The 25672-nt window shown below is 69.6% G+C and carries 28 protein-coding genes and 1 other annotated feature; of the genes, 13 read left to right on the plus strand and 15 right to left on the minus strand.

Annotated features, from left to right (window positions below; genetic code table 11):
* The first annotated feature begins 36 nt into the window (after nt 1-36).
* From ACQBAU_RS09880 to ACQBAU_RS09910, 7 genes are all read left to right on the plus strand, one after another.
* Nucleotides 37-1584, plus strand: a complete 1548-nt coding sequence (locus ACQBAU_RS09880) for a PHP domain-containing protein (RefSeq protein ID WP_465257034.1) — start codon at nt 37-39, stop codon at nt 1582-1584.
* Between the two features lie 36 nt (nt 1585-1620).
* Nucleotides 1621-2121, plus strand: coding sequence for a DUF4112 domain-containing protein (locus ACQBAU_RS09885; RefSeq protein WP_434548979.1), 501 nt, complete (start codon nt 1621-1623; stop codon nt 2119-2121).
* Between the two features lie 186 nt (nt 2122-2307).
* On the plus strand, nt 2308-3177 hold the full coding sequence (locus ACQBAU_RS09890; RefSeq protein ID WP_465257035.1) for an endonuclease/exonuclease/phosphatase family protein: 870 nt from the start codon (nt 2308-2310) through the stop codon (nt 3175-3177).
* Nucleotides 3178-3259: 82 nt separating this feature from the next.
* Entirely contained in the window at nt 3260-4933 is a 1674-nt protein-coding gene (locus ACQBAU_RS09895) for a formate--tetrahydrofolate ligase (protein ID WP_465257036.1), read from the plus strand.
* 67 nt (nt 4934-5000) lie between these two features.
* The gene (locus ACQBAU_RS09900) at nt 5001-6059 is read left to right on the plus strand and encodes a zinc-dependent alcohol dehydrogenase (protein WP_465257037.1); all 1059 of its coding nucleotides are present in this window, start codon (nt 5001-5003) and stop codon (nt 6057-6059) included.
* 54 nt (nt 6060-6113) lie between these two features.
* The gene (gene soxR, locus ACQBAU_RS09905; RefSeq protein WP_434548983.1) at nt 6114-6569 is read left to right on the plus strand and encodes a redox-sensitive transcriptional activator SoxR; all 456 of its coding nucleotides are present in this window, start codon (nt 6114-6116) and stop codon (nt 6567-6569) included.
* Nucleotides 6570-6710: 141 nt separating this feature from the next.
* Nucleotides 6711-7934 (plus strand): pyrophosphate--fructose-6-phosphate 1-phosphotransferase, encoded by a 1224-nt coding sequence (locus tag ACQBAU_RS09910; protein WP_465257038.1) that lies wholly within the window; start codon nt 6711-6713, stop codon nt 7932-7934.
* A 33-nt stretch (nt 7935-7967) separates the two neighbouring features.
* Here the strand turns inward: ACQBAU_RS09910 and ACQBAU_RS09915 are convergent, their stop codons facing one another.
* From ACQBAU_RS09915 to ACQBAU_RS09925, 3 genes are all read right to left on the minus strand, one after another.
* On the minus strand, nt 7968-9119 hold the full coding sequence (locus ACQBAU_RS09915; RefSeq protein ID WP_465257039.1) for a YhjD/YihY/BrkB family envelope integrity protein: 1152 nt from the start codon (nt 9117-9119) through the stop codon (nt 7968-7970).
* Nucleotides 9120-9246: 127 nt separating this feature from the next.
* Nucleotides 9247-9624, minus strand: a complete 378-nt coding sequence (locus ACQBAU_RS09920; protein ID WP_434548986.1) for an ankyrin repeat domain-containing protein — start codon at nt 9622-9624, stop codon at nt 9247-9249.
* 10 nt (nt 9625-9634) lie between these two features.
* Complete coding sequence (locus ACQBAU_RS09925) at nt 9635-10720, minus strand: ArsB/NhaD family transporter (RefSeq protein ID WP_465257040.1); 1086 nt, start codon at nt 10718-10720, stop codon at nt 9635-9637.
* 67 nt (nt 10721-10787) lie between these two features.
* Between ACQBAU_RS09925 and ACQBAU_RS09930 the strand changes: the two genes are divergently transcribed.
* Together ACQBAU_RS09930 and ACQBAU_RS09935 are read left to right on the plus strand one after the other, a co-directional pair.
* A complete protein-coding gene (locus ACQBAU_RS09930; protein WP_434548988.1) occupies nt 10788-11087 on the plus strand; it encodes a 4a-hydroxytetrahydrobiopterin dehydratase in 300 nt (99 codons plus the stop codon).
* A 48-nt stretch (nt 11088-11135) separates the two neighbouring features.
* On the plus strand, nt 11136-11825 hold the full coding sequence (locus ACQBAU_RS09935) for a DUF1707 SHOCT-like domain-containing protein (protein WP_465257041.1): 690 nt from the start codon (nt 11136-11138) through the stop codon (nt 11823-11825).
* 62 nt (nt 11826-11887) lie between these two features.
* Here the strand turns inward: ACQBAU_RS09935 and gcvP are convergent, their stop codons facing one another.
* Nucleotides 11888-14818, minus strand: coding sequence for an aminomethyl-transferring glycine dehydrogenase (gene gcvP / locus ACQBAU_RS09940; protein WP_465257042.1), 2931 nt, complete (start codon nt 14816-14818; stop codon nt 11888-11890).
* Between the two features lie 167 nt (nt 14819-14985).
* Here gcvP and ACQBAU_RS09945 point away from each other — a divergent pair, with 167 nt between their 5' ends.
* The 4 genes from ACQBAU_RS09945 to ACQBAU_RS09960 all read left to right on the plus strand — a co-directional run bounded on the left by ACQBAU_RS09945 (nt 14986) and on the right by ACQBAU_RS09960 (nt 17646).
* Nucleotides 14986-15459: a hypothetical protein gene (locus tag ACQBAU_RS09945; protein ID WP_465259348.1), complete on the plus strand. Its 474-nt coding sequence runs from the start codon at nt 14986-14988 to the stop codon at nt 15457-15459.
* Nucleotides 15453-15767: an integrase catalytic domain-containing protein gene (locus ACQBAU_RS09950; protein ID WP_465259349.1), complete on the plus strand. Its 315-nt coding sequence runs from the start codon at nt 15453-15455 to the stop codon at nt 15765-15767. The genes ACQBAU_RS09945 and ACQBAU_RS09950 overlap by 7 nt, the downstream gene beginning before the upstream one ends.
* A gap of 18 nt (nt 15768-15785) precedes the next feature.
* A protein-coding gene (locus tag ACQBAU_RS09955; RefSeq protein ID WP_465259350.1) for an IS3 family transposase occupies nt 15786-17068 on the plus strand; the annotation gives its coding sequence in 2 pieces (ribosomal slippage) (nt 15786-16059 and nt 16059-17068; 1284 coding nt in all).
* Nucleotides 16055-16189 (plus strand) — a sequence feature (AL1L pseudoknot). Its footprint overlaps the gene before it by 135 nt.
* Complete coding sequence (locus ACQBAU_RS09960) at nt 17065-17646, plus strand: hypothetical protein (protein WP_465259351.1); 582 nt, start codon at nt 17065-17067, stop codon at nt 17644-17646. Before ACQBAU_RS09955 ends, ACQBAU_RS09960 begins: the two co-directional genes overlap by 4 nt.
* A 112-nt stretch (nt 17647-17758) precedes the next feature.
* Here the strand turns inward: ACQBAU_RS09960 and ACQBAU_RS09965 are convergent, their stop codons facing one another.
* From ACQBAU_RS09965 to pgsA, 11 genes are all read right to left on the minus strand, one after another.
* Complete coding sequence (locus ACQBAU_RS09965) at nt 17759-18364, minus strand: MerR family transcriptional regulator (RefSeq protein WP_434548991.1); 606 nt, start codon at nt 18362-18364, stop codon at nt 17759-17761.
* A 208-nt stretch (nt 18365-18572) separates the two neighbouring features.
* Nucleotides 18573-19061, minus strand: coding sequence for a bifunctional nuclease family protein (locus ACQBAU_RS09970; RefSeq protein WP_434548992.1), 489 nt, complete (start codon nt 19059-19061; stop codon nt 18573-18575).
* Between the two features lie 123 nt (nt 19062-19184).
* Nucleotides 19185-19862 carry a transcriptional regulator FtsR gene (gene ftsR / locus ACQBAU_RS09975; protein WP_434548993.1) on the minus strand — a complete coding sequence of 226 codons (678 nt, stop codon included), beginning with the start codon at nt 19860-19862 and terminating at the stop codon, nt 19185-19187.
* Nucleotides 19862-20404: an FHA domain-containing protein gene (locus ACQBAU_RS09980; protein ID WP_434548994.1), complete on the minus strand. Its 543-nt coding sequence runs from the start codon at nt 20402-20404 to the stop codon at nt 19862-19864. The genes ftsR and ACQBAU_RS09980 overlap by 1 nt, the downstream gene beginning before the upstream one ends.
* Before the next feature lie 82 nt (nt 20405-20486).
* Nucleotides 20487-20870, minus strand: coding sequence for a glycine cleavage system protein GcvH (gcvH, locus tag ACQBAU_RS09985; protein WP_465256656.1), 384 nt, complete (start codon nt 20868-20870; stop codon nt 20487-20489).
* Nucleotides 20871-20903: 33 nt separating this feature from the next.
* Nucleotides 20904-21806, minus strand: coding sequence for a DUF881 domain-containing protein (locus tag ACQBAU_RS09990; RefSeq protein ID WP_465256657.1), 903 nt, complete (start codon nt 21804-21806; stop codon nt 20904-20906).
* A complete protein-coding gene (locus ACQBAU_RS09995; protein ID WP_434548997.1) occupies nt 21799-22131 on the minus strand; it encodes a small basic family protein in 333 nt (110 codons plus the stop codon). Before ACQBAU_RS09995 ends, ACQBAU_RS09990 begins: the two co-directional genes overlap by 8 nt.
* A 1-nt stretch (nt 22132) precedes the next feature.
* Nucleotides 22133-22972, minus strand: a complete 840-nt coding sequence (locus tag ACQBAU_RS10000; protein WP_434548998.1) for a DUF881 domain-containing protein — start codon at nt 22970-22972, stop codon at nt 22133-22135.
* 4 nt (nt 22973-22976) lie between these two features.
* A complete protein-coding gene (locus ACQBAU_RS10005) occupies nt 22977-24143 on the minus strand; it encodes a glycosyltransferase family 4 protein (protein ID WP_434548999.1) in 1167 nt (388 codons plus the stop codon).
* Nucleotides 24140-25051 carry a phosphatidylinositol mannoside acyltransferase gene (locus ACQBAU_RS10010; RefSeq protein WP_465256658.1) on the minus strand — a complete coding sequence of 304 codons (912 nt, stop codon included), beginning with the start codon at nt 25049-25051 and terminating at the stop codon, nt 24140-24142. Before ACQBAU_RS10010 ends, ACQBAU_RS10005 begins: the two co-directional genes overlap by 4 nt.
* Entirely contained in the window at nt 25048-25668 is a 621-nt protein-coding gene (pgsA, locus tag ACQBAU_RS10015) for a phosphatidylinositol phosphate synthase (RefSeq protein ID WP_434549001.1), read from the minus strand. Before pgsA ends, ACQBAU_RS10010 begins: the two co-directional genes overlap by 4 nt.
* Nucleotides 25669-25672 lie beyond the last annotated feature (4 nt).

The raw sequence follows: 25672 nt of genomic DNA on the forward strand, positions 1-25672 counted from the left end.
GGACCACGACGGCAGGACCGCTGTATTCTGCAGCGCATGCCGACCCACCATCAGCCCCGTCAGGTCTCGCTCGCCTCGTACGACGGCCGCCAGATGTATCTGGGAGACCTGCACAACCACTGCGGGATCAGTTACGGTCACGGCTCGATCGAGGACGCGTTCACCAACGCCCGGCTGCAGCTCGACTTCGGCACCGTCACCGGTCATGCGTGGTGGCACGACATTCCCGAAGGGGTACCCGAGGCGGCCGCGGCGGTCGCGTACCACCAGGCCGGCTTCAAGCGTCTGGCCGACCAGTGGGACCACGTCCAACAGGTCACCGCCGATGCCCACACCGACGGGGAGTTCGTCAGCTTCCTGTCCTTCGAGTGGCACAGCTCCGCCCACGGTGACCACTGCATCTACTACAACGGCCCGCACGGCGAGATCATCCGCGGTGCCACCCTCGCCGACCTGCACGGCGAGCTCCGCCGCCTCCGCGCCAGTGGCGTCGCGACGATGGCCATCCCGCACCATCTGGGCTATCTGACCGGCCGGCGAGGTGCGAACTGGGACACCTTCACCGCCGAGTTCAGCCCGGTCGCCGAGATCATGTCGATGCACGGCTGCGGCGAGTCCGACGACGCACCTCGCCCGTACCTGCACACCATGGGCCCCCGGCACACCGCCAACACCGCGCTGGCCGGTCTGTTGCGCGGCCATCGGTTCGGGGTGATCGGTTCGACCGACCACCACAGCGCCCATCCGGGCAGCTTCGGCCACGGCAGGGCCGCGGTCTGGGCGCCCGATCTCTCCCGCGACTCGCTGTGGCAGGCGATCCAGCAGCGGCGGACGTATGCCGTCACCGGCGACCCGATCATCCTGGGGGTGGAGGTGAACGGGACGCCGATGGGTGGGGAGACGCCTCGTGCCGCCGGGTACGACATCGCGGTCCAGGTGCAGGGCGAGGCACCGATCGACTACGTCGAGGTGCTGCGCAACGGGGAGCTCGTGGCCCGGACCGACCCCACCCGGCCGACCACGACCTCCGGCCCGTTCAGCGGGGTGGTGCCCTTCAACGTCGGGTGGGGACACCTCGATCGCGGGGACCACCCCTGGGACGTCGAGCTGACCGTGACCGGGGGTGAGTTGGTCGACGTCACCCCGCGGCTGCGCGGTGAGGACATCGTGATGCCCAGCGACGACGCCCCGGCGGAGTACCAGTTCACCGACTGGGGCCGGGTCGGCGAGCACGGGATCCGGCTGCGTACGAGCACGCACGGGAACGCGAACGTGGTCACCGACGGCACCCAGGGCCTCAACCTGCACCTGACCGGCGACGACGCGACGGTGGTTGACGCGGTGGTCAACGGTCAGCACAGCCGACACCGGCTCGGCGACCTGCGGCACGGCTCGCAGGAGAACTACCTCGCGGAGTTCCTCACCCCGGTGTACCGGTTCGGGCGGGCGGTCGCAGCCGAGGAGCTCGCCGCCGGACTCGAGCTGGCCGGGATCGCGGCGGAGCCGGGCGACTTCTTCCACGTCCGGGTGCGCCAGACCAACGACCAGTGGGCCTGGTCCTCACCGGTCTGGGTCGGCGCCTGACAGCCCGGCTCGCGTCCTACGTCTAGCATCGGTGCCATGAGCCCCGACGATCCCGGCGATCCCGGCCCCGGCGACCCACGGCTGCGACGGACCCGGACCATCGCGCGGTTCATGGACGACCTGGTCACCATCCCCGGTACCAAGATCGGGATCGGACTGGATTCGCTGATCGGACTCTTCCCCGGGGTGGGCGATGCCGCCGGCACGGTGCTGTCGACGACCATCCTGGTCGAGGCCGTCCGGGCTCGGGTCCCCATCCCGATGCTGTTGCGGATGTGCCTGAACCTGTTGCTGGACACGGCCCTGGGGTGGATCCCGTTCGCCGGCGACCTGGCCGACGTCGCCTTCCGTGCCAACCGGATGAACGCCCGACTGCTGGCCGACCACCTCAGCAGTGGCTCCCGGTCCGACGTCTCCACCAAGGGCTACCTGCTCAAGGCCGTGATCATCGTGGCCCTGCTGGTGTTGATCATGGTGGCGTCCGTGGTGGCGATGGTCATCGTGCTGCTCACCGTGCTGAACCCGTTCGGCAGCTGAGCCGCTCCGGCGCCCCGACACCGGCCGGGCCGCACCGTCGCCCGTTCACCCGACGGCCACCCAGTGGCTGCACAGACTTTCCCCACCCCAGCAGAGCGTTTCGCTAGTGTCAGGTGTCGGCTCACCGAGCCATCGACCTGCTCACCGAACGGGCCCTGATGCCCGTGTCCCCGGAGGAGACCGCCCATGCGTACCGCCCTTGCCCGACTGGCCGTGCTGGTCACCACTGCGTTGTTGGTGGTGTCCGGTCTCACCGTTCCCGCCCATGCCACCGCGCCACCGCCGGTCGACCTGCGCGTCGCCTCGTACAACATCCGCTACGGCGCCGGTGAGGACGGCGTCTTCGACCTTGATCGGATCTCCGCGGCGATCGCCGAGCTCGACGCCGACGTGATCGGCCTGCAGGAGGTCGACGTCCACTGGGGTGCCCGCAGCAACAACCTCGACGTCGCGCAGGAGATCGCCGACCGGCTCGGCATGTATGTCGGGTTCGCGCCGATCTACGACATGGAGCCGGCGAACCCGGGCGAGCCACGCCGCCAGTTCGGGGTCGCCGTGCTGAGCCGCTACCGGATCATGGAGTTCACCAACCATGAGATCCACCGGCTGTCGACGCAGGATCCCAACCCGACCCCGAAGCCGGCCCCCGGCTTCGCCGAGGCCGAGATTCTGGTCCAGGGTGCCCGTGTCCACGTGTACTCGACCCACCTCGACTACCGTGGCGACCCCACCGTCCGGGAGTTGCAGGTCGCCGACACGGTCGCGATCCTGGCCGCCCACGACCCCTCGGCCACCCACATCCTGACCGGTGACCTGAACGCCACCGATCCGGCTCCGGAACTGCAGCCGCTGTGGGACCCGCTCACCAACGTGATCGGGTTCAACGACGAGCCGACCTACCCGGCGGCGGTCCCGCGGTCGCGGATCGACCACATCGCCGTCAGCTCGCACGTGACGATCCTGGGCGCCGACGTCCCCGACACCCTGCTCGCCGCCTCCGCGGCGGACCACCGCCCGCTGGTGGCCGACCTGCAGGTCCCCCGCGGACGGCACTGAACCACCGGTCCACCCCGGCCGTCGGACGCGACGTGTCGGTGATCGTTGCCGTGGCCCGGCCGTGGCTCGTACGATCACGCGCATGCTGACCGACATCGAGATCGCCACTGCTGCCGAGCTCCGCCCGATCACCGACATCGCCGACCGCCTCGGGATCAGCCGGGACCACCTCATCCCGTTCGGACACGACAAGGCCAAGGTCGACCTCGAGCACTGTCGACAGCTCCCACCCCGCGACGGCAGCAAGCTGGTGCTGGTCACCGCGATCTCCCCCACCCCCGCCGGCGAGGGCAAGACCACCACCACGGTGGGGCTGGTCGACGCCCTCAACCGCATCGGCACGACGGCGATGGGGTGCCTGCGTGAACCGTCGATGGGTCCGGTGTTCGGGATGAAGGGTGGTGCGGCCGGCGGCGGGTACGCCCAGGTCGTCCCGATGGTCGACATCAACCTCCACTTCACCGGCGACTTCGCCGCCATCGCCGCGGCCAACAACCTGCTCGCCGCGATGATCGACAACCACCTGCACCACGGCAACCAGCTCGACATCGACCCGACCAGCATCACCTGGCGACGAGTGCTCGACCTCAACGATCGGGCGCTGCGTGACGTCGTGGTCGGCCTGGGCTCCGGCAACGGGCCGACCCGGCAGGACGGCTTCGACATCGTGGTCGCCTCCGAGCTGATGGCCATCTTCTGCCTGACCGATTCGCTGGCCGACCTGCGCCGACGCATCGGTGACGTGGTGATCGGCCGCACCCGCTCCGGTGATCTCGTCACCGCTCGCGACCTCGGTGCCGACGGGGCCATGGCCACGGTGCTGGCCGGTGCGTTGGCCCCCAACCTGGTGCAGTCCTTGGAGCACTCACCGTTCTTCGTCCACGGTGGCCCCTTCGCCAACATCGCGCACGGGTGCAACTCCGCGATCGCCACCCGGACCGCGACCGCGCTCGCCGACGTGGTGGTGACCGAGGCGGGCTTCGGCGCCGACCTGGGGGCCGAGAAGTTCGTCGACATCCTGTGCCGCAAGACCGGGCTGGTGCCCGACCTGGCCGTCGTGGTGGCCACCGTTCGCGCCCTGAAGTACCACGGTGGCGTGGCGGTGACCGACGTCGGCAACGCCGACGTGGCGGCCATGGAGGCCGGAATGGTCAACCTGGACAGACATCTGGCCAATCTGCGTGAGGTCTTCGGGCTGGACGTCGTGGTGGCGATCAACCGGTTCCCCGACGACACCGAGGCGGAGGTCGACCGTTTGGTCGAGCTGCTCGCCGAACGTGGGGTCAAGGCGGCCGCGGCGACCCACTTCGTCGACGGCGGTGCCGGGGCCGAGGCGCTGGCCCGCGCCGTCATCGCCCAACTGGGCGAACCGCGCGGCAAGCCGTTCTCGTTGACCTACGACGACGACCTCGATTTGGTCACGAAGATCGAGACGGTGGCCCGGCGGGTCCACCACGCCAGCGGGATCACCCTGGACCGTGCGGCCAGGCGTGACCTGCGACGGATCACCCGCGCCGGGTACGGGCACCTCCCGGTCTGCCTGGCCAAGACCCAGTACTCGTTCTCCACCGACGCCACCCGGCGCGGCGCACCCACCGACCACGTGATCAACATCCGGGAGGTCCGACTGAACGCGGGCGCCGGCTTCGTGGTCGCGATCTGTGGTGACATCATGACGATGCCCGGGCTGCCGAAACATCCGGCCGCGGTCGGGATGGACATCAGCGACGACGGCGTGATCACCGGGCTGTCCTGACCGGTCGTCCCGCACGGATCGCCGAGAAGCCCTTCAGGGCCACAGTTGTCGAGCAGGAGGTACGAGGGTGGCACCACAGCGACGGATCGTGGTCGTGGACTCCGACGGAGTACAGGTGATCATGGGCCCCGAGCCGCAACCGGCGTCCGGCGAGGTGCAGCTGGCACTGGTCCGCGGCGGGGTGTGCGGCTCGGACCTGCACGCCGCCGCCGGCCGACACCCGTTCGTCAGCCTCCCCTACCACCCCGGCCACGAGCTGGTCGCGACGATCACCGCCCTCGGCGACGGCGTCGGTGACTGGCAGGTCGGCGACCGGGTGGTCGTCGAACCACCGCTGAGCTGTGTCGCCCTCCGGGTCGTCGAGCCCGGTTTTCCCGCCGAGGACTGCAAGCCGTGCCGGACGGGTCGCCCCAACCTCTGCGAGCGCCTGCGGTTCTTCGGCTGCGCGTACGAACAGGGCGGCTTCGCCGAGCGCAGCACCATCCCGGCGAACCGGTTGCACCACGTCCCCGATGACCTCACCGACGACCAGGCGGCGCTGATCGAGCCGCTGTCGACACCGGTGCACGCCGCGGAGCTGGCCGGTCCCTTGCTCGGCCGGACCGTGGTGATCATCGGTGCCGGGACCATCGGGCTGCTCCAGCTGGTCGCAGCCCGGCACGCCGGGGCGACCCGCATCGTGGTGTCGGACCCGCTGCCGGCCAAGCGGGCCATCGCCGAACGGCTGGGGGCCGATGCGGTGGTCGACGGGCGGGCCGACGACATGGTGGCCCAAGTCCGTGGCCTGCTCGGCGAGTCGGCGGACGTGGTGTTCGACTGTGTCGCCGTCGAATCGACCGTACGACAGGCGATCGGCCTGGCCGGCAAGGGTGGCACGGTCGTCGTGGTCGGTGTCCCCACCGGTGACGTGGTCGTCCCGCTCCACCTGGTGCAGGACCAACAGATCCGGATCCAGGGCAGCGCCACCTACGTACCGACCGACTATGACACCGCGATCGAGATCCTCCGCTCCGGTGCCGTCCCGACCGAGGTGTTCGTCACCGGCCACCGCCCGTTGGCGCAGGCCGCCGACGCCTTCGCCCTCGCCGCCGGCGGTGACCACGTGAAGGTCCTGCTCACCCCCTGAACCGGTGTCAACTCACCGGATGAACTCAAGTTCACTTGAGCTATGGTGGCGGGCGTGACCGTCGACACCCATGATCTGCTCACCATGGCCGAGTTCAGCCGCCGCTCCGGGGTGGCACCGTCAGGCGTGCGCTTCTATGAGAGCCTCGGCCTGATCACGGCCGAGCGCACCCTCGGCAACCAACGCCGGTTCGAACGCAGCGAACTGCGGCGGGTGGCGTTCGTCCGGACCGCCCAACAGGTCGGGCTGTCACTGGAGGAGATCCGCGAGGCACTGACAACGTTGCCGGCGGGTCGGGCCCCCAGCCGGGGTGACTGGGCTCGGCTCTCGGCGTCGTGGCGGCCACGCATCAACGCCCGGATCCGGCAGCTCGAGAGCCTCCGCGACCGCCTCGACAGTTGCATCGGCTGCGGCTGCCTCAGCCTCGACAGGTGTGCCCTCAACAATCCCGACGACACCGAGGCGGCCAACGGCCCGGGCGCGGTGTTCCTGGCCGGCGAGCGCATCTGACCACGGTCCGGACGCACCCCGGTCGCGGACCGCTTCACCGCACTACGCTGGGGCCATCGGGGCACTGCCTCCCCCGATCCGAACAACAACGAGATCCGAACACCAACGATCCGAACACCAACCCTCGAACCCAGGAGTGCCATGGTCGCCAAGGTCGCCTTCCTCACCGCCGGTGGTTTCGCCCCGTGCCTGTCCGCCGCGCTGGGTCTGCTGATCCGCCGCTACACCGAGGTCGCGCCGGAGGTCGAGCTGATCGCGTACGAGTACGGCTACCAGGGGCTGCTGGCGGGCCAGTCGATCGAGATCACCGACGAGGTCCGGGCGGGTGCGGAGCTGCTGACCGAGTACGGCGGCTCCCCCATCGGCAACTCGCGGGTGAAGCTCACCAACGCCGCCGACCTGGTCAAGCGTGGCCTGGTCGCCGAGGGCACCGACCCGCTGCGCGCGGCTGCCGACCGGCTGATCACCGACGGGGTCGACGTCCTCCACACCATCGGCGGTGACGACACCAACACCACCGCCGCCGACCTGGCCGCCTTCCTGGCCAAGGAGGGCCACCAGCTGACCGTGGTCGGGTTGCCGAAGACGATCGACAACGACGTGATCCCGATCAAGCAGTCGCTGGGTGCCTGGACGGCCGCCGAGCAGGGCTCGCGGTTCGCCCAGAACATCATCGCCGAGCACAACTCGGCCTCACGGATGGTGATCATCCACGAGGTGATGGGACGCAACTGCGGCTGGCTCACCGCCGCCACCGCACAGGCCTACCGCAGCTGGCTCGACGGCCGCGAGTGGCTGCCGGCCATCGGGCTGGACCGCAACGAGTGGGAGGTCCACGCCGTTTACGTCCCCGAGGGTGAGCTCGACCTCGACGCCGAGGCGACCCGGCTCAGGGCGATCCTCGACGAGGTCGGCAACGTCAACATCTTCCTGTCCGAGGGTGCCGGCGTGGACAAGGTGATCGCCGAACTGGAGGCCGACGGCGAGGAGGTCGCCCGCGACGCCTTCGGCCACGTCAAGCTCGACACGATCAATCCGGGTGCCTGGTTCGGCAAGCAGTTCGCCGCACGCCTGGGAGCCGAGAAGGTGATGGTGCAGAAGTCCGGCTACTTCTCCCGGTCGGCCCCGGCGAACGCCGCCGACCTGGCGTTGATCTCGCAGCTGTGCGACCTGGCCGTCGAGGCCGCGCTGTCGGGTGAGCCCGGCGTGGTCGGCCAGGACGAGGAGGACGGGGACCGGGTCGGCGTCATAGCCTTCGACCGGATCGCCGGTGGCAAGGCGTTCGACATCACCACCGACTGGTACGTCGACCTGCTCGACCAGATCGGCCAGCCGCAGCCGAAGCCGGCCGTCGTCCAGCACTGAGCACGGCGTCCCGGTCGTCCCTGGTCGCCGCCGTCACTTCCTGCGGAACCGTCGGCTGATCGCCGACACCGCACCGGCGACGGTGGCGCCGACCCCGAGCCCGAGCCCGATCCCGGACGCCCAACCGGCGCCCATCCCGGCCTTGACGGCCTGCTTCGCCACGTCCTGGGTGACCCATTCCTGTCCCTCGCCGGGGACCCACTTCGTACGACCCTTCTCCGGCGTCGCGGCGAACACCGCGGCGTACCGGTCACGGGGTCGCATCGGAATCCGCGGCGTCGGCGGACCCTGGACGGGGGCGTACGGGTCGAAGGTCGGCTTGCGGTCCGAGGCCGACAGGGCCGGCTGGTCGGTGGTGGCGATCCAGGCCGCCACGAACAGGATCAGCCGGGCGAACAGGTTGAGCACCAACATCAACACGATCACCGGTCCGAACACCGACACCGCCGCGTTCCCGCCGAAGACCCCGAACAGCCCGGTGGCACCGTACTGCAGGATGCCCAGGCCGATCGCCGCGATCAGTGACCCCCGCATCCGCGCCTTCAGCGCCACGGGGGTCTGCGGGAACACCCAGTAGATGAACATGAACAGCACCCAGCCCGCCGCCGCCGACAGCAGCACCGGAACGAGCCGGAGGACGAACCCCATCCCCGGGATCTGGTCCAGGCCGAGCAGGGCCGCCACCTCGTTGTTCAGCGAGGTGCCGACCGAGGCGATGGCGAAGGTGACTCCGACCATCACCAACAGCGCCAACAACAGCGCAAAGTTGACCAGGGTCTCGAGAACGATGTTGCGCTTGTCCTCGGACATGTCGAAGTCGGGCCGCCACTGCGCCCGGATGGCACTCTTCAGGTTGCCGACCCAGCCACTACCGGCGTACGCCGCGGTCGCCAGCGACACGAGCCCGATCGTGCGGTAGCTGGACAGCGTGTTGTCGATCCAGGCACCGATCTTGTCGGTGGCGTCCGGCCCGGCGTCGGCCAGCTTGACCGCTTCGTCCTTGACCAGTTGCAACAGGTCGGGGCGCAGCTCGAGGACGAACCCCAGGGTCGCGAAGGCGAACATCAGCACCGGCACCATCGCCAACACCGAGAAGTACGTCATCGCCGCGCCGAACTGGTTGCCGAGTCGGCCGTTGAAGCGGGTGTTGGCACGCAGCAGGTGCTCGACCCACGGAATGGTCATCAGACCCTTCAGCCGTTCCACCACGTTGGCCACTCCTGTCGTCTTGTCCCGACCCGTCCGGGCGAGCCTATTACGCGGCGGTACGACGGGGCCGCCGCCGTGCTGCTGGCAGGGCGAGGCCGTCGACTCAGCCGAGCAGGTCGGACCGCCCGAACATCTCCGCCGCGGCCCGCGCCGATGGCGTCCCCGCGTCGAGGTCGGCCCCGGCATCGCGCAGCGCGACCACGATCTCGTTCTCGCCCTTGAACAGTGCACCGGCGATCGGCGACTGGTCGCGGTTGTTGCGCAGGTCGACGTCGGCACCCCGGCCGATCAGCGCCCGTACGGTTTCGGCGCGGCCGTGGTAGGCGGCCAACATCAGGGCCGTGTTGCCCTCGGCGTCGCGGGTGTCGACGTCGAGGCCGTGGTCGAGGTACTCCAGCAGGTCGGCGGTCTCCCCCGCCCTGGCGTGATCCATCAGCATCGAGATGATCTTGGTCGCCTGCTCCGGTGTCAGCCCGTCCATGGCCCTCATGCTAGGCCGCGACGGTCAGTACGGTCGCGCCGACCGCCAGGCCGACGGTCAGCACGGCGACGACCGCACCCCAACCGGCCAGCGGCCCCCACGCCACGGGCACACCTGCCGCCCGGCACCGATCGGCCCACAGCAGCGTCGCCACACTGGCCCACGGGGTGACCAGCGGCCCCATGTTCGTCCCCACCAGCACCGCGATCGTCCGTCGTACGGAATCGGCCGCCGGCTCCAGCGCCAGGTAGGCGGGCAGGTTGTTGATCACGTTCGACACCAGTGCCGACACCCCGGCCAACCGCACCAGTGACCAGCCGTCGTCCCCGGCACCGGTCGCCACCAGCACCAGCTCGGACAGCCCCACCTGATGGACGGCGGTGACCACCACGAACAGCACCGACACCCCGATCACCGTGCGCCACGGCAGGATCCGCACGTCCAGGTGGTGAGGTGCGGCGACCACACAGCACACGCCCAACAGCAGCGCGGCGGTGCCGGCGGCCAGCGGTACCGGCGCACCGAGGACGAACGCGCCGGCCAACCCGGCACACACCAGCCCGGCCGCCCACACCAGCCCGCGGCGCTCGACCGGATCGGGGCGCTGGGTGATGCGACCGCGCAGGTCGTGGCGATGGCGTACGGCCAACACCACCAGTGGCACGACCACGCCCACCAACGCCGGCGCCCAGGTCGTCGACAGCCAGTCGTCGGCGGTCAGGTGCCGGGCCGGGTGCGACAGGGTCAACAGGTTCGTGAGGTTGGCGACCGGCAACGTCAAGGAGGCACAGTTCGCCACCCAGACGCAGGTCCAGGTGGCCAGCACCGGGTGCAGTCGGTGCTGTTTCGCCAACGCCAGCGCCACCGGGGTGATCAGCACCGCGGTGGTGTCGAGCGACAGCACCGCCGTCGTCGCCACCGAGATCACCACCAGCAACAGCCACAGCACCAGTACCCGGCCACGGCTGACCCGGGTGGCGAGGTTGCCCAACGCGGTGAAGAGTCCCATCCGGTCAGCCAGTTCGGCGACGACGGTGATCATGACCAGGAAGTACAGGATCGGCACGACGCGCGTCACGAGGTCGGGCCAGTCCACGCCGGAACTGTAGATCCAGTCGGCCTGACGGTTGACATGGGCCGAGGTCCGGGATTGTGTGGAGGGCATGCCACGACTCCTCGAGACCGAAGAGGTCAAGCGCCAACTCGTCGAGCACCAACGCTGGACCGTCGAACCGGAGACGATCGAGGGCCGGTTCTCGTTCGACGGGTTCGGACAGTCGATCAAGTTCGTCACACTGCTGGCCGACGAGGCCGAGCAGATGCAGCACCACCCCGACATCGACATCCGGTACGACACGGTCGTGGTCACCCTGGCCACCCACTCCGAGGGTGGGGTGACCCAGTTGGACGTCGAGCTCGCGATCCGTGCCGACGGTGCGGCCGAACAGGTCAACGGCGGCTGAGCCAACCGACCCGATCAGCACCCGGGGGCAGCGGGTAGCATCGAACGCGTGGACCCCCGAGACCTCCGGGTCGGCGATGCCGATCGTGATGCCGTCGTCACCACGCTGCGCGCAGCGGCCGACGAGGGGCGCCTGACCTCAGACGAGTTGATCGAACGGGCCGAGACGGTCCGGGGTGCCCGCACCTTCGGCGACCTCGACCGAATCGTCGCCGACCTACCGGTGGCTCCCCCGTCGAGCCGGGCCGTCGCACCGCCGCCGGCCCACCCGCCGAAGCTTCGGCTCGAGGGTGGCATGAGCAGCGACAAGCGCAGCGGTGTGTGGACCGTCCCCGAGTTCATCGACATCCACGGCGGCATGGGATCGGTCAAGCTCGACTTCCTGCAGGCCACCTGCGACCACCAGATCGTCCAAGTCTACATCTCCGGTGGAGCCGGCTCGATCCTGCTCGTGGTGCCCGAGGGCTGGGCCGCCAACATCGACAACGTGGGCAAGTCGTGGGGTTCGGTGACCTCCAAGGTCCCCACGATCGCCACCCCGGGCAGCCCGTTGCTGATGCTGTCGGGAACCATGGGCATGGGCTCACTCAAGATCCGCGGCGCCAACTGGTGGGACCGCCGTCGGCTGCGCAAGCTGAACGCACTCGACACCGGCCGGCAGCCACCCGCCCTCGAGTCGACCGCCCCCGGCTGGACCGAACAGAACCAGGAACTGCCCAACAGCGACACCCTGCGCTGACCGGGGCGCCGCGCTCAGTCCTCGTACGCCTCCGGCGCTCAGTCCTCGTACGCCTCCGTCGCTCAGTCCTCGTACGCTTCGGGCGGGGGGCAGGTGCAGACCAGGTTCCGGTCACCGAACGCCTGGTCGATCCGCGAGGCCGCCGGCCAGTACTTGTCCCGGCCGGTCGCCCCGATCGGCCCGAGGTGACGGCCGGCCGGGAACCCACCCACCGAGCGCGGGTACGCGTACGGCCACTCGTCGGCGGTGACCCGGGCCAGGGTGTGCGGGGCGTTGCGGAGCGGGCTGTCGCCGATCGGCCAGGTTCCTTGGGCCACCGCATCGATCTCGCCGCGGATCGCGATCATCGCATCGCAGAACCGGTCGAGCTCGTCCTTCGACTCCGACTCGGTCGGCTCGACCATCAACGTGCCGGCCACCGGGAAGCTCATGGTCGGCGCGTGGAAGCCGTGGTCGATCAGCCGCTTGGCGACGTCGTCGACGGTGACACCGGTCTCTTTCGTCAGCCGACGCAGGTCGAGGATGCACTCGTGGGCGACCCGGCCGTTGCGGCCGGTGTACAGCACCGGGAAGTGCTCGCCGAGCCGGGCGGCGATGTAGTTCGCGCCAAGCAGGGCGTACTCGGTGGCCCGCTTCAACCCGTCCGGCCCCATCATCGCCATGTAGGCGTAGCTGATCGGCAGGATGCCGGCCGACCCGTACGGTGCTGCCGACACCGGACCGACGCCCTCTCCCACGACGCCCTCTCCCACGGCGCCCTCACCCACACCCGTGTCATCCGTCGTGTCCGCCCCCGGCGTCATCGGGTGCCCCGGCAGGAACGGCACCAGATGGGCACCGACGCCGACCGGGCCCACCCCCGGGCCGCCACCCCCGTGCGGGATGCAGAACGTCTTGTGGAGGTTGAGGTGTGACACGTCCGCACCGAACTGGCCGGGCCTGGCGAGTCCGAGGAGGGCGTTCAGGTTGGCCCCGTCGACGTACACCTGGCCCCCGGCGGCGTGCACCAGCTCGCACAACCGGGTGATGCCCTCCTCGAAGACACCGTGGGTCGACGGGTAGGTGACCATGATCGCGGCCACCCGATCGGCGTGGGCCGCCAGCTTCGCCTCGAGGTCGGCCAGGTCGACCGAGCCGTCGTCGGCAGCCTTGATCACGACGACCCGCATCCCGGCCATCGCCGCCGACGCGGCGTTCGTGCCGTGGGCCGACGACGGGATCAGGCAGACGTCACGTTGCTCGTCACCCCGCGACCGGTGGTAGCCGCGGATCGCCAGCAACCCGGCGAGCTCGCCCTGCGAGCCGGCGTTCGGCTGGATCGACACCGCCGCGTACCCGGTCACCTCGGCCAGCCAACCCTGCAGTTCGTCGATCAGCTCGCGGTAGCCCTCGGCGTCCTCGGCGGGTGCGAACGGGTGCAGGTCGGCGAAGCCGGGGTAACTGATCGGCTCCATCTCGGCGGTCGCGTTCAGCTTCATCGTGCACGAGCCGAGCGGGATCATGCCGCGGTCCAGCGCGAAGTCGCGATCCGACAGCTGCCGCAGGTAGCGCAACATGTCGGTCTCGGAGTGGTGCGCGGAGAAAACCGGGTGCAGCAGATAGTCCGCCGCCCGTTCGTGGTCGGCCAGCGACCCGTGCGGGTGCGCGCCGGCCGTCACGTCGAAGGCGTCGCACACCGCGGCCACGTCGACCGGGCGGGCATCCTCGCCCACCGAGATCCCGACGTGGTCGGCGTCGACCAACCGCAGGTGGACCCCGGCCTCCCGCGCCGCGGCGACGACGGTGGCGGCGCGACCCGGCACCCGGGCCAGCACGGTGTCGAAGAAGGTGCCGTGCACGACCTCGACGCCGCCGTCCTTCAGCGCGCCGGCGATCGCCCGGGCCCCGGCGTGGACCTGCTCGGCGATCCGACGCAACCCGTCCGGCCCGTGGTGGACCGCGTACATGCTGGCGACCACGGCCAGCAGCACCTGGGCGGTGCAGATGTTGGAGGTGGCCCGCTCCCGCCGGATGTGCTGCTCGCGGGTCTGCAGGGCCAGCCGGAACGCGGGCGTCCCGTCGGCGTCCTTGGACACCCCGACCAGTCGGCCCGGCAGGTTGCGCTCCAGCCCGGCGGCGACCGCCATGAACCCGGCGTGCGGTCCGCCGTGGAACAGCGGCACCCCGAACCGCTGGCTCGACCCGACCGCGACGTCGGCACCCCAGGTGGCCGGGGCGACGGTGACGGTCATCGCCAACAGGTCACAGGCCGCGATCACCAGCGCGTCGTTCTCGTGCGCCTTCCGGGCGATGGCGTGCAGTTCGGCGGTGTGGGCCAACCGACCCGAGGCCCCCGGGGTCTGCACGACCACCGCGAACGCGTCGTACTGCAACAGGGCGTCGGCCAGGTCACCCTCGGCGACCACCACCTCGATCCCCATCCCCTCGGCCCGGGTCCGGACCACGGCCACCGTCTGCGGCAGGGTGTCGCCGTCGAGGATCGCGACCTGCCCCTTGGGCCGGACCCGACGGGCCAGCGCGATCGCCTCGGCGACCGCGGTCGACTCGTCCAGCAGGCTGGCGTTGGAGGTCGCCAGCCCGGTCAGGTCCGACACGACGGTCTGGAAGTTGAGCAGCGCCTCCAACCGGCCCTGCGAGATCTCGGGCTGGTACGGGGTGTACGCGGTGTACCAGGCCGGGTCCTCCAGCACGTTGCGCCGGATCACCGGCGGGGTCACCGTGCCGTGGTAGCCCAGCCCGATCATCGGGGTGCACGGGTTGTTGCGTGCCGCCAGTTCGCGGAGCCTGACCAGCACTTCCTGCTCGGTCAGCGCGTCCGGCAGCCCCAGCGGGTCGTGCTGGCGGATCGCACTCGGCAACGACTGGTCGACGAGTTCGTCCAGATCGGTCACCCCGAGCAGCTCCAGCATCGCCGCGGTCTCGGCCGTGTCGGGCCCGATGTGGCGATCAGCGAATGGGGTGCGATCGGTGTGGCTGATGGGGTCGTGCGACATGGGCTACCTCTCCTGCGGACCGGGCTCACCCGGACGACCGGGGGTTGGGGGCACCATAACCGCTCGAGGTCGGACAGTGAAACGGCCGCGTTGACTCATCCAAGATGCCCGCGTGGGTCGGTTCGTTGCCTCATCTCAAGATGCCCGCGTGGGGAACCCTTTGGTGGATGGAGTTGACGATGGCGGCTCGGCGGGCGATCACGCAGGCGCAGGTGGCGAAGTGGCCGAAGGCGACCAGGGCGGAGAAGACCGAGATCTTGGACGCGGTCTGCCAGGTGACGGGCTGGCATCGTGACCATGCCCGCAAGGCGATCCGGACCCTGGTGGCCGATCCGGGGGCGGCGAGCAGGCCACGGAAGCGTCGGGCCCCGGCCCGGACCTATGACGACGACGTGACCGCGCTGCTGCTGCAGCAGTGTTGGTCGGCGCTGGACGGCCCGGCCGGCAAACGGCTCCACGCGGTGCTGCCCGAGGTGGTCGCCAACATGGCGCGGCACGGCCGGCTGACCGGGGTCGACGACGGCGTGGTCGACCAGCTGCTCGGCATGTCGGCGGCGACGATGGACCGCCGGTTGGCGCCGGCCCGGCAGGGGCTGGTCGCCGGGGGGGGATCTCCCATACCCGGCCCGGGTCGATGTTGAAGTCGTCGATCCCGCTGAAGACGTGGGCGGAGTGGAATGACACCGAGCCCGGCTTCATCCAGATCGACCTGGTCGGTCACGAGGGTGGTGACAACAACGGCGACTTCCACTACAGCCTGGACGCCACCGACGTCGCGACCGGCTGGACCGAGACCATCACCGTGCGGTCCAAGGGGGAACGGATCGTCGCCGCCGGGCTCGAGCAGTTGTGGCTGCGGTTCCCGTTCCACATCGCCGGTGTCCATTCCGACAACGGGTCCGAGTTCATCAACCTGAAGCGCCCCAGGTTTGATGCCGCATCTTTGTGAGTTGGAAGGATGCAGTCCATGCCCAAGAAGATCGATGGCGAGCTCAAGGCTCGCGCTGTCCGGCTGGTCGCCGAGCACCAGCAGGAGTATCCGTCGCTGACCGCTGCCTGTGAGGCGGTGGCTCGGCAGCTCGGCATCGGCAAGGAGTCTGTTCGCCGTTGGGTGCGACAAGCTGAGGTCGACTCGGGTCTGCGGCCCGGTCTCCCATCGACGGAAAACGAAGAGATCAAGAAGCTGAAGGCGGAGAACCGTCGGCTCCGTGAGGACGTGGCGATCCTACGCGCGGCCACGTCTTTCTTCGCGGGGGAGCTCGACCCCCGCAGCCGCTGATCATGGGATTCATCGACACCATGCGCGAGCAAGGCCATGCGGTCGAGTCGATCTGCCGGGTCCTGCGTGAGCAGGGCTGCCAGGTCGCCGCGCGGACCTACCGAGCCTGGAAACGCGCTCACCTGAGGATCGCTGCTCGGACGATCACTGACGCGATCGTCGAGGACAAGATTCGTGACCTGGCCTGGACCATCGATGAGCGCGACGGCCGACGCAAGCTGACTCCCGAGGGCCTCTACGGTCGGCGCAAGATGACCGCGCTGGTCCGCCGGCACCTGCCCGAGGCATCCCCGGGCAGCGTCGATCGGGCGATGAGAAGCCTTCAACTGAGCGGGATCCGCCGCAGCAAGAAGCTGCGCACCACGATCCCGGCCAAGAACGGTAATCGCGCCGGGGACCTGCTGGATCGCGACTTCACCGCCCCGGCCCCCAACCGGGTCTGGGTCGCCGACTTCACCTACTGCCGCACCTGGACCGGCTGGGTCTATGTCGCCTTCATCGTCGATGTGTTCGCCCAGAAGATCGTGGCCTGGCACGCCGCGACCGTCCGCGACGTCGACCTGGTGATGACCCCGCTGCGGATCGCGTTGTGGCAGCGCGGCCGCGACGGCACCCCGATCACCCGCGAAGAGCTGATCTGTCACTCTGATGCCGGCCGACAGTACACCGCGATCCACTACACCGAGCACCTCGCGCTCGAGGGCATCCACCCCTCGATCGGGTCGGTCGGCGACGCCTACGACAACGCGCTGATGGAGACGATCATCGGCCTGTTCAAGACCGAGTGCATCCGCACCACGGTCTTCCACGACGGTCCCTACAAGACGATCGCCGACGTAGAGTACGCCACCGCCGGCTGGGTCGACTGGTACAACCAGCGGCGCCTGCACAGTAGCCTCGACTACATGACCCCGGCCGAGTTCGAGGCCGCCCACTACGCGACCCTCACCCGAGAGCCGCAACCCGTATGAGAGCGGCAGAGAACCTGGGGCGCTTCAACCACCACCTCCGCCGGTGGTGCGAGACCCGTCAGGTCACCCTCACCCGGGGCCGCGCCAGCCACTCCAACGACCAGGCCCACGTCGAGCAGAAGAACTGGTCGGTGGTCCGCCGCACCGTCGGCTACTACCGCTACGACACCCCCCGAGAGCTCGCCCTGCTCAACCAGCTGTGGCCGTTGGTGTCACTACAGGTCAACCTGTTCCTGCCGCAGCAGAAACTCCTCTCCAAGACCCGACACGGGGCGAAGGTGACCAAACGCCACGACACCGCCACCACTCCGCACCACCGACTCGAACGCGACCACAGCGACCTGCTCGACCCCCACGACCAGGCCCGGCTCGCCGCCCTCCACCACGACACCGACCTGGTCGAGCTGAAACACCGCATCAGCGACATCCAGGGCAACCTGCTCGAACTCGCCCGCCGACGCGGCACGATCCAACGCCGCGCCAAGACCAACCACATCTACCTCAGCCGCAAAAAACTCGACAAACCCAAGCGGGCATCTTCAGATGAGTCAACGAAGCACACCAAGCGGGCATCTTGACATGAGGCAACGGGACGGCGAGTCGGGCAGCCGGCTCGGCCGACCGTGTCGACGGGTCAGCCTGTCGTTGTCGGATGGCCCGTCGTTGTCGGTTGGCCTGACGCTGTGTGGGTCAGCCGGCGCTGCGGGCCCGACGACGCCGGGTGAACTCGTCGTCCCCGTCGAGCAGCGGCGCCTGGACGTCGGCGACCTCGACCTGACGCTTCTCGGCCGGCAGCTCCGACAGCGTGCCCTCGATGTCGCGCCAGACCCCACCCAGACCGATCGCGAACATGCCCTGGCCACCCTGCAGCAGGTCGATCACCTCGTCGTTGGAGGTGCACTCGTACACCGACACCCCGTCCGACATCAACGTGACGCCGGTGATGTCGTCGACCCCGCGCTGGCGGAGGTGGTCGATCGCGATCCGGATCTGCTGCAGCGAGATGCCGGCGTCGATCAGCCGCTTGATGACCTTCAACATCAAGATGTCGCGGAAGCTGTACAGCCGCTGCGACCCCGAGCCCGCGGCGGCGCGGATCTCGGGCTTCACCAGGTCGGTCCGCGCCCAGTAGTCGAGCTGGCGGTACGTGATCCCGGCGGCACTGCAGGCGACGGGCCCGCGGAACCCGACGTCGGCCGGCATCGGGGAGAAGTCCCCCTCGATCAGCAGGTCCTGCTGGACTCGCTGCACGGACGACGGGGCCTGGTCTGCCTTGGCCGGCTGTTCGCTGCTCACGTTTCGCCTCACTAGCGCGGGCGGTACGGCTTCGCGCCGAACCGCAGCTGGGTAATTCCAAGCTCGGGATTACCTGCCTGACGGTACGCACCGGGGGCCGTCCGGGTCAACGACACGCCGCGCGACACCCCGACCGACACCGCAATGTGCCCCGGAGTCTCGACCGGTGATCGAGGTCCCGCGCGGCGGTGGTCAGGCAGTCGTCAGGTCAGTCCTCGGGCTTGTCCGGGTCGGAGCCGGTGGAGAAGTCGTCCGCCGAGACCTGGTCGAGGAACTCCCGGAACTTCTCGACCTCGTCGTCCTCGGCCTCCGGCACCTCGATGCCGGCCTCGTCGAGCACCTCGTCGGCGCAGTAGATGTCCGACCCGGTCCGCAGCGCCAGTGCGATCGCGTCCGAGGTCCGCGACGAGATCTCGATGCCGTCGATCAGCAGGGCCGCATGGAAGACCCGGTCCTCCAGCTTGGTGATCCGCACCTCGGTGAGCCGGTGTCCCAGACTGGTGATCACGTCCTTCAACAGGTCGTGGGTCAGCGGCCGGGGCGGCAGCACGCCCTCCTGCGCGTTCGCGATGGCCGAGGCCTCCGTCGCAGCGATCCACACCGGCAGGTAGCGATGCCCGATCACCTCACGCAACAGGACCATGGGTTGGTTCGCCGGCATCTCCACCCGCACCCCGACGACATCCATTTCGCGCATGCAGTCAGCCTACTGACCCGACCGAAGGGATCCACAACCGCCGGTGACGGACGGGCGTCGAACCCGCCGGATCGGGCGCGTCTAACCCGACCGGACCGGTGGCGTCGACGCGACCGGGGCCACTCAGCGACCGATGGCGGTCCGCAGCAGTGCCGAATGGACGGCGGTGACCAGTCCCATCACCTCGGTCGCCACCGCACGGTTGCCGCCGGTGCGCCGGACGTACGGGGCGATCGCCTGCTCGACCAGCCCGACCTCACGGTCGGCCGACATCTTGATCGCGCGGAGGTGCCGGGCGTCGAGGCCGTACTCGGCCAGCTTCTTGGCCGCCCGGGCGACCACCAGGGCTTCCCGACCGTAGTGGCGGGTCCCCCGGTTGGGCAGCACGATCTGATACTTCTCCAACTCGACCAGGCTGGCGTCGGTGAGACCGCTCGCCTCGAGCAGGTCGGCCCGGTCGAGCCGGACCGGTCGGGCATCGCCGCGGTCGACGGTGGCACTGACCTCGTCAGGTGCCGCGGGTCGCAACGACTCGACCTCGGGAGGTTCCATCCCCCGGTCCATCATCTCGAGGTGTTCGCGGATCACCTTCAGCGGCAGGTAGTGCTCACGCTGCACCGACAGGATGTAACGCAACCGCTTCTCGTCGTCGGCGGAGAACCGGCGGTACCCCGACGGTGCCCGGTGCGGCGTGATCAACCCCTCCGCCTCCAAGAACCTGATCTTGGAGATGGTGATGTCGGGGAAGTCGTTCTTCATCGCAGCGAGGACCTGGCCGATGCTGCGCATCTGCTCCGACATCAGCCCAGCCCGTGCTCGCTCGCGAAGTAGATCAGCCGGAACTTTCCGATCATCACCTCGTCGCCGCTGTGCAGCTCGGTCGCCTGATCGATCAGCCGGCGGTTGACGTACGTCCCGTTCAGGCTGCCCAGGTCCTCGACCTTCACTGCACCGTGAGACCTGGTGAACAGGGCGTGCTTGCGCGACACCGTGATGTCGTCGAGGAAGATCTCCGACCGCGGGTGGCGACCGGCGGCGGTGGTGTCGGTCGCCAGCAGGAACCGCTCACTACGGTCGGACCCGCGATTCAGGATCAGCAGCGCCGAGCCCTCCGGGAGCGCGCGGATGGCGGCCTCCTCGGCACCGGTCAGCGGCGGGCCGCCGTCATCGGTGATGGCCCGGATGACCTGGGTGGAGTCGAACTGGTTGACCTCGGTGTCGGCCTCGGGATCCGAGGCCGAGTCGGTCGATGCCGGTGCCACCTTGCTCAACGCCTCGCCACAGCGTGCACAGTAGTTGCTGCCATCAGGATTCTGGTGGCCACAGTGGGTGCAGTAGGGCATCGGCAACACTCTCAGGTCGTCGGATTCGTCTCTCGGTCGTTCAATGTCGGGCCAGTCTACGTAATCGAGGGGATGCGTCGGGTCAGGAGATCAACTGTTCGTACGCGTCGGCGTCGAGCAGGTCGCCCAACACGTCACTGCCTCCAGTCTCCACCTCGAACAGCCACCCCTGCTCGTACGGATCGGTGTTGATCGACTGCGGGTCGTCGACCACGCCCTGGTTGAGCTCCTTCACCACACCCGACACCGGGCACACGATGTCGGAGACGCTCTTGGTCGACTCGAGCTCACCACACGCCTCCCCCGCGGTCACCTCCTGGCCGCTCTCGGGCAGGCTCACGAACACGATGTCACCGAGCTGCTCGGCCGCGTACGCGGTGATCCCGATCCGGACCACGCCATCGCTCCGTTCGGTCACCCACTCGTGGTCTTCCGAGTAGCGTCGATCGGTGGGACGCTCTGCCATGGCTCCTCCTCAGGTGGAGATGTGGGGTTGACCTCAGCGAGGTCGCTCTGCGGGCTGAGCGTACTGATTGGCCTTCGGGGTGTGCAAGGACTGGATCTGCAGGTTCGACACCTCGACCAGGTCGACCGTACCGCCGATCCGCGGTCCGGTGATCTCGCTGACCAGGCCACCCCGGAACCGGGCCGCCTCCGACAGCGCGTGGGAGTCCCCGATCACCTCGATCGTGATCGGCGAGGTGACCAGCACGTCGTCGACGAGCAGGCCCTCGGGCCCCATCGCGACCCAGCTGCTGGCGACCAACCTGATCTCGTCGTTGATCTCGATCACCTCGCCGCCGGCGTCGCGCATCTCCTCGATCGCGTCCAACAGCACCTCCGTGGTGACCTTGCCCTCCGGGTCGTTGATCACCATCCGGATGCCCGGCCCCTCGGCCGGAGCGGTGCCGGCCAGGATCGACAGCATGTCGAGTCGGCGCTGGGCCTCGACGCGGGCCACCTCTTGGGCGTCGGCACCACTGGTGAGCTCCTGGCGAGTACGTTCCAGCTCGGCCGACTCGCTCTCCAGTCGTCGGGTCTCGGCGTTGAGCTGGTCCAGCAGCTGGATCAGGTCCTCGCGGCGGGCGTTGGAGTAGTCACTGTCGTTCTGCTGCGACTGCACCTGGGTGACCACGGCGAACCCGACCAGGCACAACACCAGGGCGGCCGCGAGTTGGGCCCGGGTCGGCTTGAACAGCAACCGCAGGAACCCGGCGAGAGTGTCGTGGGCCGGCTCGTCCTCCTCACGCTCCCCGATCTCGTCCTCACGCTCCCCGAGCTCGTCGCGGGGAGCCTCGACAGGCTCGATGTCCGTCGAGTCGGGCTCGGCGGACGTCGAGTCGGGCTCGGCGGACGTTGCGTCGGGCTCGGCGGGCGTTGCGTCGGGCTTCTCGTCAGGCATGGATCAGCGCCCGTCGGATCGCCGCGGCGTTGGTGAAGATGCGGATGCCGAGCACCACCACCACACCGGTGGACAGTTGCGACCCGACGCCGATCTGGTCACCGACGAACACGATCAGTGCCGCGATCAACACGTTGGAGAAGAACGACACGATGAACACACGATCGGTGAACGTCCCCTCCAGATAGGCCCGTAGGGCACCGAACAGGGCGTCGAGGGCCGCCACGATCGCGATCGGCAGATACGGCTGCAACACGTTCGGCAGGGTCGGCTCCAGCACGATGCCGAGCACGATGCCCACCACGAGTCCGATGATCGGGATCATGTCACTTCCCCTTCCTGGCGTGGCGCAGCACGACGCCGGAGTCGGCCCCCAGCGTCAGCTCGTCGGCGGTGGACACGACGTGCCGCATACCGTAGTTGCGCGCCAGTCCGTTCCACCAGATGCCACCGGCCGACTCGGCGTACCGCGACGGCAGGCTGTCGGGATCACCGATCACCTCGACCCGGTACGGGCGGGTCAACGACCGGTAGTTCACCGTGATCGCGTCACCGGCACCCCGGATCGCGGTCAGGCTGGAGATGCGGTGCCCGTTGATCGCGATGGCCTCCGCCCCACTGGCCCACAGTCCGTTCACCAACTGCTGCAGGTCGATGTCCATCACCCGGCCCTTGGGATCGTCGGTGGCGGCGTCGTCGACCTCGATCACCATGCCGGGACCGGTCACCGGCACGGTGGCGGCCAGCAGGTCGAGTCGCTCCAACTCGGCGGTCAGCTCACGGTCGGCCTCGGTGCCGTTCAGGATCGACGATCGCAGTCGCCGCACCTCGTCGGACTGCTCGGCGGTGCGCTCGCGCAGTTCGTCCTGCCGCTGCGCCACCTCGTCGATCCGCTCGATCAGTTCCTGCCGTTCGGTCGCCGCGACCGGCGCGGCGCGCAGGTTCTGCACACCGGCGATCGCGATCATCGCGCCCAGCGCGACCAGCGTGACCGTCAACATCCACCGCCGCCGCGACGAGCCCTCACGCCGCTTGGCGAGCACGGCGTAGTCGGGGTCGATCGGCTCATCGATGATCTGCTTGAGCAGGTCCATGCTGGCGTCGACCGGGCGTGGCGGTGCGGGCGCAGGTGATTCCTGCGCCGACTCGTCCTCACGCTCGGCCACGCGCTCAGCGTACCCACCCGGGCCAGTCGGCGGAGGCGATCGACTCGTCCGCGCGTGGCGTCTCGACCCGTGCCGGGGCGACCTCGGCGTACACCCCCATGATCTGTGGCGCCACCAGCGACCAGTCGTAGCGGCGGGCGGCCCCCGTGGCGACGGCCCGCAGTTCGTCGTTGGCCGAGGACACCGCCTGTTCGTCCAGCGCGGCGAGCACCGCCTCGGCGAGGGCCCGCGGGTTGCCGGCCCGGAACAGGTGCCCGTACGGACGACCGTCCGGCCCGGTCAGGACGTCGACGAAGGCGGGGATGTCGGCTGCCACCACGATCGCGCCGGCCGCCATCGCCTCCACCACGACCAGACCGAAGCTCTCCCGGCCGCGGTGCGGGGCGATGAACAGTTCGGCCCCGGCCAGCAGCTCGGCCCGCTCGGCATCTGTCAACACCCCCAACGCCCGACACCCGTCGGGCAGCTCGCGGTGGCCCGAGCCGGCCAGCACGAGCTCACACTCCGGGTGGGCGGCGCGGATCAGCGGCCAGGCCTGCAGCAGCACGTCCAACCCCTTGCGGGGTTCGTTCAACCGCCCCAGGAACGCGAGTCGATGCGGGCTCCGAGCCACGCCGGAGGCCTGCAACTGATCATGGCTGAACCCGTTCGGGATGATCCGCGCGTCTCGCCGCAGGTGGGTCGCCACCACCCGGGCGGCGGTCTCCGACACCGCGATCCGGGCGTCGATCCGCTCGATCATCCCGGCCAGCAGCCGGCGGGCCAGGTGCATGGTGCGCGACCGTGGGGTCGCGGTGTGGAAGGTGGCCACCACCGGGCAACGGGCCGCTCCGAGCGCCAGGATCGCCGCACTGGGGGTGATCGGCTCGTGCACGTGGAGCACGTCGAAGTCGCCGGCCGCGACCCAACGCCGTACCCGGAGCGCCGTTCTGGGCCCCCACGTGATGCGTGCCACCGATCCGTTGTAGGGCACCGGGATCGAGCGGCCCGACGAGTGCACCACGGCCTCAGGAATGCCGTGCCGCCGCAGCAGTTCGGGGTCGGCCCGGTCGGGTGCCAGCACCTGGACCCGGTGGCCCTCGCCCAGCAGCCAGCCGGCGAGGCCGAGCACGTGGTTCTGCACCCCACCGGGGGTGGCCAGGGAGTACGGACAGACCAGGCCGATCCTCATCGGTCGGCTTTCGCGGGACCGTCGGCGGCGAAGAACGGCTGCAGCATGTGCCAGTCCTGCGGGTGCTGCGCGATCCGCGCCGCGAAGTGGTCGGTGACCTCCTGGCACATCGCCACCAATCCGTCACGGCCGGGCCGGTGGGTGACCTCCTCGGCCAGCGTGATCACCATGCCGCCGGTGCCCGGCTGCCCGGTGTAGTGGCAACCGGCCGGGAACAGGGCGGCCCCCGACAGTCGCGCCACCAGCGCCGGCCCGGCCGGCACGGTGATGTCGCGGCCAGCCCAACGGACCGTGACGCCGGCGCCGCGGGTCAGGTCACGATCGGCCATCAGGCACACCACCTTGCCGGCCCGTACCGCCTCGACCAAGGTGCCGATCAGGCCCGGGTCCCGATGCGAATGGATCTCCATCCCCAGCTGGCGGCGGTAGTCGAGGAAGGCGGCGAACTCGGCGTCGTCGAGCCGTTCGGCGACGCTCACCACCGGCATCCCGGTCAGACACGCCCAGGCACCGGCGAGGTCCCAGTTGGCGCTGTGCGGCAGGGCCACGACCGCACCCCGGGTCGCGACCGCCGCACGCAGCCGGTCCTCGCCGCGGGTCCGGACCCGGCTGACCACGTCCTGGGTCGACCAGCCGGGCAGCGCGAGGGTCTCCAGGTAGTTGCGCAGGTAGGAGGCCACCGCGGCCCGCAGCAATGCGGTCGACACCGGTCCTGCGGTGGCAACGCCCAGGTTGTGCCGCAGATTGGTGACGTGGCTGCCGTCGTGCCGGACCGCCACCGCCGAACCGAGCCGGACGATCCGGCGCTGCAGACCCACCGGCAGTCGTGGCCCGAGCCGCCAGCCGGCGGCCAGCAGCTGTCGGTTGGTGAAGTCGCGGACGAGGTCGCGGAGGTCGTCACGGCTCACTGATCGACCTCCGAGGCTTCCTCGGCGTCGGCCTGCCGACGGACCTGCCGCAGGCGTTGGCCGACGGTGATCACGCCCGCCAGGGCCAGCACGGTCACCGCGACCGCCAAGGCGTACGGCACCCCGATCCCCTGCAGCAGCAGGCCGAGGTAGGCGATCACGAGCCGGTCGGCCCGGGCGGCGAGACCGCCGGTCACCTGCCAGCCCTGGCTCTCGGCCCGCGCCTTCACGTACGAGGTGACCTGGCCCAACACCAGCGCGGCCGCGGCCACGCCCGCCCAGACCGGCCGACCGCCGAGGGCGAACCAGATGATCACGCCGGTGAACACGGCGCCGTCGGCGACCCGGTCCAGGCTCGAGTCCAAGAAGGCGCCCCAGCGCGACGTCCGGCCCGACAGGCGTGCCACCTGGCCGTCGAGCATGTCGGTGAAGCTGATCACGCCCAACACCAGGGCGGCCTGCCACAGCAGTCCGAGCGGGACCATGACCAACGCGACCGCGACGAGCGCCACCGTGCCGACCCAGGTGATCAGGTCGGGCCCGACCCCGAGCTTGATCAACAGCCGGGCCGGCGGGGTGAGCAGCCGACCCATCAGCCCCCGGAACCGCTCCAACACCTTC

The sequence above is a fragment of the Carbonicoccus niuqiaonis genome (assembly GCF_050157065.1).
GTDB lineage: Bacteria > Actinomycetota > Actinomycetes > Propionibacteriales > Propionibacteriaceae > Avipropionibacterium.

What these genes read in the sequence shown, in the direction of transcription:
- ACQBAU_RS09880 (WP_465257034.1), top strand. Translation starts at nt 37, where the DNA reads ATGCCGACCCACCATCAGCCCCGTCAGGTCTCGCTCGCCTCGTACGAC.
- ACQBAU_RS09885 (WP_434548979.1), top strand. Translation starts at nt 1,621, where the DNA reads ATGAGCCCCGACGATCCCGGCGATCCCGGCCCCGGCGACCCACGGCTG.
- ACQBAU_RS09890 (WP_465257035.1), top strand. Translation starts at nt 2,308, where the DNA reads ATGCGTACCGCCCTTGCCCGACTGGCCGTGCTGGTCACCACTGCGTTG.
- ACQBAU_RS09895 (WP_465257036.1), top strand. Translation starts at nt 3,260, where the DNA reads ATGCTGACCGACATCGAGATCGCCACTGCTGCCGAGCTCCGCCCGATC.
- ACQBAU_RS09910 (WP_465257038.1), top strand. Translation starts at nt 6,711, where the DNA reads ATGGTCGCCAAGGTCGCCTTCCTCACCGCCGGTGGTTTCGCCCCGTGC.
- ACQBAU_RS09915 (WP_465257039.1), bottom strand. Translation starts at nt 9,119, where the DNA reads ATGACCATTCCGTGGGTCGAGCACCTGCTGCGTGCCAACACCCGCTTC.
- ACQBAU_RS09920 (WP_434548986.1), bottom strand. Translation starts at nt 9,624, where the DNA reads ATGGACGGGCTGACACCGGAGCAGGCGACCAAGATCATCTCGATGCTG.
- ACQBAU_RS09930 (WP_434548988.1), top strand. Translation starts at nt 10,788, where the DNA reads ATGCCACGACTCCTCGAGACCGAAGAGGTCAAGCGCCAACTCGTCGAG.
- gcvP (WP_465257042.1), bottom strand. Translation starts at nt 14,818, where the DNA reads ATGTCGCACGACCCCATCAGCCACACCGATCGCACCCCATTCGCTGAT.
- ACQBAU_RS09945 (WP_465259348.1), top strand. Translation starts at nt 14,986, where the DNA reads ATGGAGTTGACGATGGCGGCTCGGCGGGCGATCACGCAGGCGCAGGTG.
- ACQBAU_RS09950 (WP_465259349.1), top strand. Translation starts at nt 15,453, where the DNA reads ATGTTGAAGTCGTCGATCCCGCTGAAGACGTGGGCGGAGTGGAATGAC.
- ACQBAU_RS09960 (WP_465259351.1), top strand. Translation starts at nt 17,065, where the DNA reads ATGAGAGCGGCAGAGAACCTGGGGCGCTTCAACCACCACCTCCGCCGG.
- ACQBAU_RS09970 (WP_434548992.1), bottom strand. Translation starts at nt 19,061, where the DNA reads ATGCGCGAAATGGATGTCGTCGGGGTGCGGGTGGAGATGCCGGCGAAC.
- ftsR (WP_434548993.1), bottom strand. Translation starts at nt 19,862, where the DNA reads ATGTCGGAGCAGATGCGCAGCATCGGCCAGGTCCTCGCTGCGATGAAG.
- ACQBAU_RS09980 (WP_434548994.1), bottom strand. Translation starts at nt 20,404, where the DNA reads ATGCCCTACTGCACCCACTGTGGCCACCAGAATCCTGATGGCAGCAAC.
- gcvH (WP_465256656.1), bottom strand. Translation starts at nt 20,870, where the DNA reads ATGGCAGAGCGTCCCACCGATCGACGCTACTCGGAAGACCACGAGTGG.
- ACQBAU_RS09990 (WP_465256657.1), bottom strand. Translation starts at nt 21,806, where the DNA reads ATGCCTGACGAGAAGCCCGACGCAACGCCCGCCGAGCCCGACGCAACG.
- ACQBAU_RS09995 (WP_434548997.1), bottom strand. Translation starts at nt 22,131, where the DNA reads ATGATCCCGATCATCGGACTCGTGGTGGGCATCGTGCTCGGCATCGTG.
- ACQBAU_RS10005 (WP_434548999.1), bottom strand. Translation starts at nt 24,143, where the DNA reads ATGAGGATCGGCCTGGTCTGTCCGTACTCCCTGGCCACCCCCGGTGGG.